At 44.0% G+C, this 11,671-nt stretch carries 15 protein-coding genes; 2 read left to right on the forward strand and 13 right to left on the reverse strand.

Going from position 1 to position 11,671, the window contains the following annotated elements; all coding sequences use genetic code 11:
* Window positions 1-6: 6 nt before the first annotated feature.
* The 6 genes from BM243_RS08520 to BM243_RS08545 all read right to left on the reverse strand — a co-directional run bounded on the left by BM243_RS08520 (window position 7) and on the right by BM243_RS08545 (window position 5,095).
* Window positions 7-903: a sugar phosphate isomerase/epimerase family protein gene (locus tag BM243_RS08520; protein WP_074911947.1), complete on the reverse strand. Its 897-nt coding sequence runs from the start codon at window positions 901-903 to the stop codon at window positions 7-9.
* 19 nt (window positions 904-922) lie between these two features.
* Window positions 923-1,858 (reverse strand): transketolase family protein, encoded by a 936-nt coding sequence (locus BM243_RS08525; protein WP_074911948.1) that lies wholly within the window; start codon window positions 1,856-1,858, stop codon window positions 923-925.
* Window positions 1,858-2,685, reverse strand: coding sequence for a transketolase (locus BM243_RS08530; RefSeq protein ID WP_074911949.1), 828 nt, complete (start codon window positions 2,683-2,685; stop codon window positions 1,858-1,860). Before BM243_RS08530 ends, BM243_RS08525 begins: the two co-directional genes overlap by 1 nt.
* A 22-nt stretch (window positions 2,686-2,707) precedes the next feature.
* The gene (locus BM243_RS08535) at window positions 2,708-3,535 is read right to left on the reverse strand and encodes a sugar phosphate isomerase/epimerase family protein (protein WP_074911950.1); all 828 of its coding nucleotides are present in this window, start codon (window positions 3,533-3,535) and stop codon (window positions 2,708-2,710) included.
* Window positions 3,536-3,556: 21 nt separating this feature from the next.
* Window positions 3,557-4,189 (reverse strand): GntR family transcriptional regulator, encoded by a 633-nt coding sequence (locus BM243_RS08540; RefSeq protein WP_083422704.1) that lies wholly within the window; start codon window positions 4,187-4,189, stop codon window positions 3,557-3,559.
* A gap of 270 nt (window positions 4,190-4,459) precedes the next feature.
* Window positions 4,460-5,095, reverse strand: coding sequence for a GntR family transcriptional regulator (locus BM243_RS08545; RefSeq protein WP_074911952.1), 636 nt, complete (start codon window positions 5,093-5,095; stop codon window positions 4,460-4,462).
* A gap of 282 nt (window positions 5,096-5,377) precedes the next feature.
* On the opposite strand from BM243_RS08545, the gene BM243_RS08550 reads away from it, so the two are divergent.
* A complete protein-coding gene (locus BM243_RS08550; protein WP_074911953.1) occupies window positions 5,378-6,259 on the forward strand; it encodes an aldo/keto reductase family protein in 882 nt (293 codons plus the stop codon).
* A 301-nt stretch (window positions 6,260-6,560) separates the two neighbouring features.
* Here BM243_RS08550 and BM243_RS08555 read toward each other — a convergent pair whose 3' ends face one another.
* The gene (locus tag BM243_RS08555) at window positions 6,561-7,121 is read right to left on the reverse strand and encodes a GNAT family N-acetyltransferase (RefSeq protein ID WP_074911972.1); all 561 of its coding nucleotides are present in this window, start codon (window positions 7,119-7,121) and stop codon (window positions 6,561-6,563) included.
* Window positions 7,122-7,283: 162 nt separating this feature from the next.
* Between BM243_RS08555 and BM243_RS08560 the strand changes: the two genes are divergently transcribed.
* The gene (locus tag BM243_RS08560; protein ID WP_074911954.1) at window positions 7,284-7,676 is read left to right on the forward strand and encodes a VOC family protein; all 393 of its coding nucleotides are present in this window, start codon (window positions 7,284-7,286) and stop codon (window positions 7,674-7,676) included.
* Between the two features lie 46 nt (window positions 7,677-7,722).
* Here the strand turns inward: BM243_RS08560 and BM243_RS08565 are convergent, their stop codons facing one another.
* The 6 genes from BM243_RS08565 to BM243_RS08585 all read right to left on the reverse strand — a co-directional run bounded on the left by BM243_RS08565 (window position 7,723) and on the right by BM243_RS08585 (window position 11,234).
* On the reverse strand, window positions 7,723-9,057 hold the full coding sequence (locus tag BM243_RS08565; protein WP_074911955.1) for an SH3 domain-containing protein: 1,335 nt from the start codon (window positions 9,055-9,057) through the stop codon (window positions 7,723-7,725).
* Between the two features lie 532 nt (window positions 9,058-9,589).
* Complete coding sequence (locus tag BM243_RS08570) at window positions 9,590-9,883, reverse strand: SHOCT domain-containing protein (protein WP_074911956.1); 294 nt, start codon at window positions 9,881-9,883, stop codon at window positions 9,590-9,592.
* A 19-nt stretch (window positions 9,884-9,902) separates the two neighbouring features.
* Window positions 9,903-10,079 carry an SHOCT domain-containing protein gene (locus BM243_RS15050; RefSeq protein ID WP_083422707.1) on the reverse strand — a complete coding sequence of 59 codons (177 nt, stop codon included), beginning with the start codon at window positions 10,077-10,079 and terminating at the stop codon, window positions 9,903-9,905.
* 30 nt (window positions 10,080-10,109) lie between these two features.
* Window positions 10,110-10,202 (reverse strand): LDCC motif putative metal-binding protein, encoded by a 93-nt coding sequence (locus tag BM243_RS15575; RefSeq protein ID WP_431602446.1) that lies wholly within the window; start codon window positions 10,200-10,202, stop codon window positions 10,110-10,112.
* Window positions 10,203-10,354: 152 nt separating this feature from the next.
* Window positions 10,355-10,819, reverse strand: a complete 465-nt coding sequence (locus BM243_RS08580) for an SRPBCC domain-containing protein (protein ID WP_074911957.1) — start codon at window positions 10,817-10,819, stop codon at window positions 10,355-10,357.
* Window positions 10,812-11,234, reverse strand: coding sequence for an SRPBCC domain-containing protein (locus BM243_RS08585; RefSeq protein ID WP_074911958.1), 423 nt, complete (start codon window positions 11,232-11,234; stop codon window positions 10,812-10,814). Before BM243_RS08585 ends, BM243_RS08580 begins: the two co-directional genes overlap by 8 nt.
* Window positions 11,235-11,671 lie beyond the last annotated feature (437 nt).

Raw genomic sequence — 11,671 nt, forward strand, 5'->3', positions numbered from 1 at the left:
CGTTTTCTAGTCTTCTAGTAGTGCCCAGGCTCTGTTCAGCACGCGCTTGCTGTTTGCCATGATGATGGCAGGATCTTCATCCTTCCATGGCTTCACTTCAAAGGAAAGCACATACGGATTTTCAGCGTTGAAGAATCCTTCTTCTTTCAGCACCTTCAAAAACTCCAGAAGTTCCTCCACATCATTTGCGCTGTCCGGATATCCGAATCTTGGATGCTGGTCTCCGTAGGCTTCATAACCTTCTTTCACCACAGCATTTCCAATATGGAAATGGGTGATATAAGGGCGTAACGTCTGAATCACAAATTTCGATGTCTCATAGGTGGTTGGGAAGTGGGACAGATCCACCATGAGTCCAAAATTGGCATGGGTGGTGCGCATGTCCGCTGCAAACTTTGCCGCATACGGTGCAGGTCCGATGAGGGCTGCCTTGTCCATGTCAAAGTCAAAGACTTCCAGGTTCACATCCATGCCCTTCTTGGCTGCATAATCACAGACATTCCGGGTGGTTTTGAGCAGCTGGCTGTAAGCTTCTTCTTTGGTCTCCGGATTCCATTTTCCAGACAGGAAGGCGATGGCTTTTGCCCCCAGCACTTCTGCTTCATCCAGAGCTTCCATCAGCGTCTTTTCCGCTTTCAGGCGTTCTTCCTCAACAATGGCGTTGGGATTCAGCTTCGGTCCAAGAATTCTTGGCTGTGCACCATAACAGACTTTCAGGTGGGACTGCTTCAGAATCTTTACAGCCTCTTCTCTCATTTTTTCATCTGGAAATCCTTTGATTTCTATAGCATCAAAGTAGTCATCTCTTGCGATGGTCCGGAGGGACTCCAGAAGATCCTCGTTGGGATAACTCATAAACTGGATGACACCGACTTTAAAATATTTATGTATGGATTCTCTCATGTTCTTACCTCATTCTTTCTTATTTCATTTCCATGGCTTTTTTAGCCTTTTCCGCAATTGCTTTTGGACTGTATCCGTACTTCTCCAGAAGGGCTTCGTAGTCTCCAGATTCTGCAAATTCTTCTGCTCCTACAAACTGCATCGGCGTCGGACATTTTCTTGCAAGGACTTCCGCCACTGCGCTGCCAAGTCCTCCATGGATGCTGTGTTCTTCCACTGTGACCACGGCTCCTGTTTTCTTTGCCGCCTGAACCAGAATATTCTCATCTATAGGTTTCACCGTATGGATGTTCAGAACCTCTGCCTCAATTCCTTCCAAAGCGAGAAGCTCTGCCGCTTCCAGCGCCTTATGTAGGATGGTTCCTGTGGCCACAAGGGTCACATCGCTGCCTTCTCTCAAGGTGACGCCTTTTCCAATCTGGAACTCATAGGAGTCATCAAAAATCACTGGCGCTGGTGCTCTGCTCAGTCTCAGATACACTGGACCATCATAGGCTGCTGAAGCTTCCACCGCTTTTCTGGTCTCCACCGCATCACAGACTGAAATTATGGTCATATTGGGAATGGACCTTATAAAAGCGATATCGGTGATGGCCTGATGGCTTGCACCATCATAGGAATCGGAAAGCCCTGCATAGGTTCCTGCCAGCTTCACATTCATCTCATCATAGGCAATGAGGGTCTGGATGGGATCAATGCCCCGAGTGGTCATGAACACTGCAAAGGTGTTCACAAAAGGAATCATGCCTTGGGAGGCAAATCCTGTGGACATGGATACCATGTTGAACTCACTGATTCCTACATTGAAATATCTCTCTGGAAACTCTTTGCCAAAGAGGATGCTCTTGGAAGATCCTCCCACATCCGCTTCCAGCACAACGATGCTGTCATTTTTCTTGCCGAGATCTCGTAAGGCTTCACCATAAGCATCCCGGATTGCAATCTTCTTCTCCATCAGTTCTCTCCTCCCAGTTCCAGCTTGGCCGCCTTATACTCCTCAGGGGAGATGGGTTTGCCGTGCCAGATGTTCTTTCCTTCCATAAAGGAGACGCCTTTTCCTTTGACCGTTTTCGCGATGATCACTATGGGTTTCCCCTTGGTCTCCTTCGCTTCCTCCACGGCACTGGAGAAAGAAGCAATGTCATGGCCATCACAGTGAAGCACTTCCCAGCCAAAAGCCTCGAACTTTCCTGCGATGTCTCCGATGCACATGATTTCTTCTAATGTGCCATCCAGCTGCACTCCGTTATGGTCGAGAATGGCAATGAGATTGTCTGCTTTGTATTTTGCAGCAGCCATGGCTGCTTCCCAGATTCCGCCTTCCTGCACTTCACCGTCTCCAAGAAGCACATAGACATACCCGTCTGTTTTTTTCATCTTCTCGCCCAGAGCCATACCAAGTCCTGCACCAAGGCCCAGACCAAGAGGTCCTGCGGAAAGCTCCACCCCTGGTGTCTTGTGGGCACAAGGATGTCCCTGCAGATGGCTGTCCATCTGGCGCAGTGTCTTCAGGTCTTCCTTGGGAAAGTAGCCTTTTTCTGCCATATTCAGGTAAAGAATGGGACATGCATGCCCTTTGGACATGATGAACCGGTCTCTTCCCTCCATTTTCGGATTTTTCGGATCCACACGAAGTTTGTCAAAATACAGTGTTGTGACAATCTCTGCTGCGGACAACGACCCTCCGGGATGTCCTGTCTGGATATCATACAGAATATCAATGAGATCATTTCTAAATCTGTGGGTCAGTTTCTTCAGCTCATGAACTTTTTCCTCTGTCATCTCTACATCTCCTCCTTTGTTCTTATGCGTAATACTTTTTTAAGATGGGCATCAAATGTTCTATGGCGCCTTGCGCTGCTTCTTCCTGGCTTGGGATCTGGAAAATCTCTGTGGAGAAGTTTCCCTCATACCCGCATTCCTTGAAGGTACCGAGGATTTTGTCAAAATCCAGTCCGCAGTGTCCAGGATATCTTCTGTTGTTGTCTGCCAGATGCACATGGATGTTGTGTGGACTGTAGGTCCGGATGGCTTCATAGAGATTCTTCTCTTCCAGATTCAGATGAAACACATCCAGCATCAGCTGAAAATTCTTCCTATCTACCCGCTTTACCATGTCGAGACCTTCTTCCAGCGTATTAATGAAGTTCGTCTGCATGATGGTCACCGTTTCCAGGGCGATTCTCACCTTTTTCTCCTCCCCATAGTGGCTGATCTCTTTGAAAGCTTCCACCGCATAGGCTTCTGTTTCTTCTTTTGTGAGCTCCTTGCAGTACTGTCCCCGAATTCGGCCAATATTGATGTCCGCCCCCAGATAACTTGCAAAATCCATGATTTCTTTGGTTCGTTTGATGGCTTCCTTTCGGATAGCCTCTTCTTTGTGGGTGTAGGAAAGCTTCAGCTGCCCGAAGATTTCTCCAGTGCACACCAGTACCGCTTTCAGCTGATACTTTTCAAGAAGTTCTTTCACTTCTTTCCAGTTCAGCTCTGACGGGTTCAGCGTCATAAACTCCACCCCCTGGTATCCCAAATTTGAAAGTTCACGCAAGCTCTTCTCCAGAGGCCCCTGATACGCTGTAACGGATTCATCCACACGTACATCTGGAGTCGCCACCTGATAACATAACCTCATTTCGTCCTCTCCTTTTTCCCTCTACCCCATGAGCAGTTCTTTCATGGCATAAATATCTTTTTCTATATGCAGCTTTGCTTTCTCGCCATTTTTTTCAGAGATCGCCTCTACCAGTTCTTTATGATCCTCCAGAGAGCGCTTGATTTTTCTTTCGTCCCAGAGCACGGAAGCTGTTCTGGTATAGGTGAAAAAATCCTGTATGTCATTGATGTACTCCATGAGCTTCAAATTCTCTGAAACCTTAGCGATGAACTTGTGGATTCTGCTGTCCAGCTGGCTTGCTTTGGCAAAATCCTTCTTTGTCAGCTTTTCTGTGTATTCCTGATAGATGTTCTGAAGCTCGATGATTTCATCGTCTGTGATTTTTCTGCAGCAGATGTCCACAGAAAGCGCTTCCAGCACAATGCGGATATCGAGCATTTTAATGAGATCCTCTTTGGAGATCTCCGCGGCAAAAATACCTTTTCGTGGCTCATTTTGCACAAACCCTTCTGCAATGAGCCTGTTGATGGCTTCTCTGACCGGTGTTCTGCTGACCCCTAGTTCTTCAGCAATCTGTTCTTCCCAGATTCTCTCCCCTTGTTTGATGTGTCCTTCCATGAGCTTTTTCTTCAGTTCATGGTACACATATTCTTTCAAACCTGATATCTTCAACTTTTCACATCCCGTTCTATAATCCCCAATTTCTTATAGATTATAATGTATAATGTATAATGTATAATTTATAAGACAACCTCATTATACCGAAAACCTTTCCATTTGCAAACCATTTCATGTGATTTTTCACTGTTTTTGTGAAAAATAAAGTTTAGTTTCTATATTTTGATATTTTGTAAATCAAAATATCAATTTTTCTTAGAATGCATAATCGCAGCATAGGATTTACCACAAAAAAAGAAAGGATGCTTTCGCATCCTCTATGGGTTATTCTTCACTGAGCAGCTCTCGCATGGAGTCAATGTCTTTTCGGACAATCTCAATGGCCACCTCTTCATTGCGGCTCTTGATGGCTTCAATGATTTTTTTATGCTCCCGTATGGAGCGGTCTGCTTTCTCCTTGGTCCATTTGATGTTATATCCTCTGGTATAGGCGAACACATCCTGAATGTCATTGACATAAGCCGCAAGCTTTTTATTGTTGGCCACTTGAGCGATGAAGCGGTGGATTTCACTGTCCCACTGGCTGGCTTTATTGTATTCCTCATCTTCCAGAGCTTTGGCAAAGGTATGGTAAATGGCATCCAGATCCTTCATTTCTTCTTCTGTAATATTCTTGCAGCATTCTTTAATGGCGAGACTTTCCAGCGCCAGGCGCACATCCAGCATTTTTCTCAGCTCATCTTTTGTGATCTCCGCCGCAAAGATTCCTTTTCTTGGCCGATTTTCGATGAACCCTTCTGCCACCAGCTGATTGATGGCTTCACGGACTGGGGTTCTGCTGACCCCAAGTTCTTCTGCCAAGTGTTCTTCCCAGATTCTCTCCCCAGGCTTGAACTGATTCATGATCAGTTTATTTTTCAGTTCCTGATATACGTATTCTTTTAACCCTGAAATTTTCATAGCCCCTCCTACATGATTCCAAACATAATTACCTATATTATACGACATTATGTTCTCTTTTTATATTTATATATGAAGATGTTTTCAGAAGCAGTTCTACTTCAGGTATTCTGGCCTGATTCTCACGGAAGAAAAAGCGTATTCAGACATATTCTTTCTGACCTCTCTTTGAAATCGAAGTAGAAACCCTTATAATAGCCATAGGATTCTTCCCCGGAATCCGTTACCTTTCACATCAGTTCATCCCCTTCTTCTGATAGACAAAACGAGAGGAGAATGAATATGAACACAAAACAAATAGATAAAATGTTGCGGATCCCCTCCATTGGATATGGCACATGGAAACTGGAAACTCCTGAGGTGTGCATCTCATCCGTACTTCATGCCCTGGAGGCGGGATACCGCCATATAGACTGCGCAAGAGTCTATGCCAATGAAGAATATATAGGTGAGGCCATTGAAAAAAGTGGTATCGAGAGGCAGAACCTGTTTCTAACCAGTAAGCTTAGAAACAGCGCCCACGGATATGACCGGGTTCGAGGAGAAGTAGCAGCAACCTTGAAAAACCTGAAGACAGACTATCTGGATCTATATCTCATTCACTGGCCCGTGGTCATGGGGCATAAAGACGACTGGAAAGAGGACCTTCTTTCCACCTGGACAGCCATGGAAAAGCTCTACCATGAAGGGGTTCTCAAAGCCATCGGCGTGTGTAACTGCTCTAAAGAACATCTGGAGCCTCTTCTTGAAAAAGCCACGGTGAAACCCATGGTGAACCAGATTCTCATACATCCGGGTGTGCTATTGGAAGATGATATGAACTTCTGCAGACATCACGGCATCGCAATAGAAGCTTATTCTCCTTTGGCTCCCCTTGCTGTGATCTCCCAAGAAGCGGAGTTCATGGACATCTGTGCCCATCATAGGAAGAGCCCAGGCCAGATCCTTCTTCGGTTTGTGCTGGATTTGGGGGCGATTCCCCTCACCAGGTCCACAAAGAAAGACCGGCTCACTGAGAATCTCAACATTTTTGATTTTTCCTTAAGACCTCAGGATCTTATGTACCTGAACACATGGACCCACAAGGATTTTACACCTCAAAACAATAAAGAAGTCCGTCCTCCCCAAAAGCTGGATTCCGTCCTGGCTCAGAAGGAAGGGTAAATTTAAAAGCAGCCTATCTGAAACCGATAGACTGCTTTTTCTAATTTATTATACTTTTCACTGGCCGCATTTTTGCCAGCGATTCTTCCAAAGACCGGAATGTCCGTCAGTGCATTTCCACCCAGTCTGTTACCCGCATGGATGCCTCCGGTGACTTCTCAAGCTGGAATGAAGCCAAGGATTGTGAGCCTAGCGTTTCAGAGAACGATACTTTAACAATCTTAGGTTAAACGTGTTGTAATTGATTCTTGATCCATCCGATTACTATTTAAAGAGTAGTTTCTTTATAATTTTATATAAATCACAATGAATTGTTCTGAGTTGTCTTCATCCCCTCTACCCACTCTTCCCGCAGCATAGCATAAATCACATCATCCACCCATGCTCCCTCATAAAAGAGTCCTTTGACGAAATAGGCTTCCCGTCTAAATCCCAGTCTTTCCAAAAGCCTGATGGACTTCTCATTCAGTGGGTCTACGGAGGCTGTAATGCGATGCTTCTGAAGCTTCTCAAAAAGGTATTTCAGAATCTCATGCATAGCTTCTGTCGCATATCCCTTTCCCTGATAGGAAGGGTCCAGGGTATACCCGATTTCCACCTGACAGCCATCTGGCAGGAAATGAAGCCCAAGATCTCCAATGAGCTTCTTCTCTTCTTTCAGATGGATGCCGAGCTGAAACCAGGTATCTTCTATATCAGGCATCTCTGCAAGATCCTGAAAAAATTCTTCCACCTGCTGTAGACTCCTCGGGTGAAAGCTCTGAAATTTTCGCACCTCTTCTTTGGACCGATATACAAACAAATCTTCTGCATTCCGCCGATCCAGCTTCTTCAGGATCAGTCTTTCAGTTCTAAGCTCCATACGCACCACACCTTTCATTCTCATTGTTTTCAGTATACCATCTCTAGTACTCAGAAAATATACAGCTTCCACTGGAAGAAATATCACCGATGCAGGATGTTTGTGCAAAAATCCTTTATACTGGAAGTAGAAAAACAGCTCCATGGGAAAGGATGATGAAATATGAAAGGTGCTTTGCATCATGTTGAACTGTATGTGAAAGATCTGGAAAAAAGCAAGGCTTTCTGGGGATGGCTTTTGCAAGAACTGGGCTATGAAGAATATCAAGTCTGGCCTCAAGGCATCAGCTATCTCCTGGGACAAACCTACTTGGTATTTGTACAGACAGAAGATAGATATTTGGACATCCCCTACCATAGATGCAGAGCAGGCCTCAATCACCTGGCTTTTCATGGGGGAAGCAAAGGCTTTGTTGATGGTCTCACGCTGAAACTGAAAGAGAAGGGCGTGAAGATTCTCTATGAGGAAAGGCACCCCTATGCGGGTGGACCTGATTATTACGCGGTTTTTTTCGAAGATCCAGATCGGATGAAAGTAGAAGTCACAGGGGAGTAAAAAAAGCCTCTCTGCTTTTTTGAGCAAAGGGGCTTCTATCGTCACGTCACTGAACCATATCCGAAATTCTCGCAAAACTGTATCCAGCATCCTTCAGACGTTTCAGGATCGTGGGCAGTCCTTCTACAGTCTTGGAAGAATGCATGTGCATCAGAATGATGCCATTCTGAGTTGCTTTAGTTACCGCTTCATCGATGACATACTGGGTGGTGATGGTTACACCATACCTGGTGGTGGCCCAGTCACTGGTATCCACTGACCATAAAATGAGATATCTCATGCCTTCCTCTGCTGCCAGTCTCTGGATCCTCTCATCATATCTACCATTGGGCGGCCTTAACAAGGTGGAAGTTTTACCAATGGCAGTATAAAGAGCATTCTTTGCCAGTCTGATCTCATTTCTCACTTCACTGTCCGAAAGACCAGTAAGGCTCTTATGGCTGTATCCATGGTTTTCAATCTCATGACCTTTGGCTGCGATCTCTGAAATGAGCCCCGGATTGTTCTTTACAAAATCACCATTGGGGAAAAAGGTAGCTTTTGCCCCATAGGCATCGAGCGCCTTCAAAATGGACCTGATATTCGCTGCAGAGCCTGAGTCATCAAAGGTGAGCGCAATCTGCTTCACATTGCTTGCTTTGTTGCCTTTATGAAGGACAGGTGCTAGAGCTGTAGGTTTCGTCACCGACAGGTACTTGGGACTGCAGTAGCCCTCATATGTTTTATAGCGTACTTTTGGCCATGCTTCTGATGTGCTCAGTACCGTTACCTCAGATCCTTTAGGCATTACTGCAACGATCGCATAGGAGACTCCTGGTCCCTTTCGAAGATTCAGTTCATCTGTGGTGTAAAGGACAGTTCCACCGGTATTTGTCTTTTCTGCAGTCAGATACCTTCTGCTGGCGTAGCCCGTAGTGCCCTTATATCTAACCTGATACCAGTCCCCATTTTTCTGAAGCACTTCAACGCCTGCACCTTTGGGCATCACGAGGAGCACCTTATAGCTGGTACCCGGACCAGATCTTAAGTTTAGACTTGCAGTGGTATAGTACATTTCCACTGCTGCTGGTTTCAGATAAGCATTGGATGCATAACCCGTCTTTCCATTGTAGCTCACCTTTGCCCAGTTTCCACTGTACCCTGTGACTTCCACCTGAGCACCTTTGGGTATCACAAGAATCACCTGATAGCTTGTGCCGGGACCTGTACGAAGATTCAAATCTGCTGTTGTCACTTTAACTTCAGCCGCATCAACTGTTTCTGCTACGCTGTCTGTGAGTATATGTTCTATCTCCTTCCATGAGACACCAGAAAAAACAATGATCAGAATCAAACAAAACGCAGAGACCACAACCTTTGGGATGAACCTTCTTGTTTTCATGGTTGCGCCTCCTTCTTTTATTGATGAAGGTCCTTTTTGTCGATTCTATTGTAGCACTGGTGAACGAATTTACTTGTCAAAGGAGTAACAGAAGAAAGACGAAGTGGTAACAAATATGTGGACAAATAGGAGACCTCTTCCTCAATGGAAGAGGCCCTATTGCGTGATGAGTAAATTAAGCTTAGCTCTCTATACTCAATAGGGCCCCATGGTTCAAGAATCCTCATAACAGCTTTACGAAGAGGCGGTACCAACTTCAACTATATATGAGCCTTCTCTCTCCCAGGGGCTTATGAGTCAAGTATAGGATATATGGTGTCCACAAATACGGACATTAATCAGTAAATCCACGAAAAAAAGATACCCCTCACACCTGTATGTGAACATAGATTGGCGTTGAAGCTTGATCCCCCTTTATAATAAATCGTATTAAAAAAAGCCTTATGTGCATCCACATAAGGCTTACGGTCAGAACTATAGATTTAATTGAGACAGGGGTGTTATATCAAGATTTTGTCTATAGTTTGATCCTTTACTTCAGATTGAGAACACGAAGTTTCTGCTGATATTCTTCTTCGGTGATCTCTCCTCGGACAAACCGTTCATCCAGCATCTTCTTTAAATGATCTTCCTGAACGGGATGGGCGTTATTTCCTTTGGATTTCTTCAGTATCAGTACCACTAAAAGAACAATTAATAATACAAACCCTACCATCATGAGGATATGCCAAATACCAAAATCACCGAAATGATGTCCATAATAGAATCTGTCAAAATACCGGTCAAAGTATCTTCCAGAACCATAAAATCTTCTGCCAAACATCATAGTTCATTCCTCCTTTTCACTAGTCTTCTATGACAGTTTTCATTCTAAGATAGGTTTCCTCATCGATTTCCCCACGTACATATCTTTCCTTCAGCTTCATTAAAGCACTGTTGCCTTTTGAAGATGGATGAAGTCTGTCACGGTCATTGTAATGCAGGTATAGAAATACCAGCAGTAATACAGGTATCAGGAACATATGAACGGCCTCCTTCTATTATTATCTCTATTATTTCTCTTTGTTCAGGTCACAACAATCCAGTTTTTTATTTCCATATTGCTTCCTGTTGGATTCGGCAAGTCTTTTCCACCATGAAATCAATATATCTCACCTCTTTCACTATTTCTGTAACTTTATCATACACTCTAATTATGTTTTAACTGTGACAAAAAATGTGAATCAAAAAAACAGCCTCCTGAAAAAGAAGCTGCTCTTGTCATTCATTTCATTCAGTTCTCTTAAAGGATGGTTTCCTACTCCAATTGCAAAATCACTCTCAATTGTTCCAGTGCTTCCAACCAGCCCTGTTCATTGTCTTTCATTGAAATGGACTCCGGAAGCCCTTCATGTATGACCGTCAGCTTCGTTCCTTCTTTTATCTCTTCCAGTAAAAATGTAAGAGTCATCATATTTTTAAGGCTCTTTTCTTCACTTTCAAACTGGAGCTCTTCCACAATTTTCTCATAGGGCTTAAGTTCCGTGAATCTCCCATGATACGTATCGGTATGGTCCCCTGTTTTTCCAACCTGTGTGTCATCAAGATACGTAAGAGATATTCTGACCCGTCCACCCACAGAAACCTGAAACTCGTGGATGGTGCACTTCATTTCCTTTGGCACTCTCCAGAAGCAGATTTTTGAAGGATCCAGCATCGTTTCATAAACAGTTTTAGGAACTGCAGGGAGTTTTACACAGATCTTTATAGCATCTTTATTCATTTTGGCTTTCCGTATGTGCCTTATAGCGGTTCAGGATGGACTGCCATCCCTCCTTCTGCATCTCCACAGAAAAAGTGTTTTCTGCTTCAAAAATGCTCTCGATGAATGTCTTCCCATCTCTTTCCGCAAAAGTCGTCCAGACTCTTCTGTCATCATCCATGGTATAGCTGATCTTCTCGTAAGGAACCACTTCATCATAGGTCCCTGTAAAATCAAAGCCCTCACTTCCGTCCTTTGACTCCATGCGGTAGTTGAACTTTCCTCCTGGCTTCAAATCATTCACCGCACTGGGAGAATGCCAATCGTCAGAAGCACTGTTCCAGTGTATAATATGCTTCGGTTCTGTCCAGGTTTTCCAGACCTTTTCAATGGTGGCATCTACTACAGCTTGAATTGTAACCTTTGTCTTTTCCATAATCTTACTCTCCAATGAATTAATAGATTTATATTTGTTATTTTTTATCAGCATACAATACAGGCTTTATCATAACATTTAACGAATAATAATAATTTGTTAAATGTCAAAAAATCTCTCGCTTCTAAATGAATATGCTATATAATTATTATATTGTTAAAAGACTTCTTCTCTATCCTGATTTGTAGCTGCATCAAAACCTTCGCTATGCTATGATTTTCCCATCTTCTTCTCCGCCACTAAGCGCGTTGTAGCTCCATCAAAACCTTCGCTATGCTATGATATGAGATGGTAGGAGGAACGCCGTTTTATGGTTGTAGCTCCATCAAAACCTTCGCTATGCTATGATCATACAGATTCATCAAACGGATCATCTCCAGTTGTAGCTCCATCAAAACCTTCGCTATGCTATGATACATTTTTCTTAAATCCTGCAT

It is taken from the genome of Proteiniclasticum ruminis, from assembly GCF_900115135.1.
Taxonomy (GTDB): domain Bacteria; phylum Bacillota; class Clostridia; order Clostridiales; family Clostridiaceae; genus Proteiniclasticum; species Proteiniclasticum ruminis_A.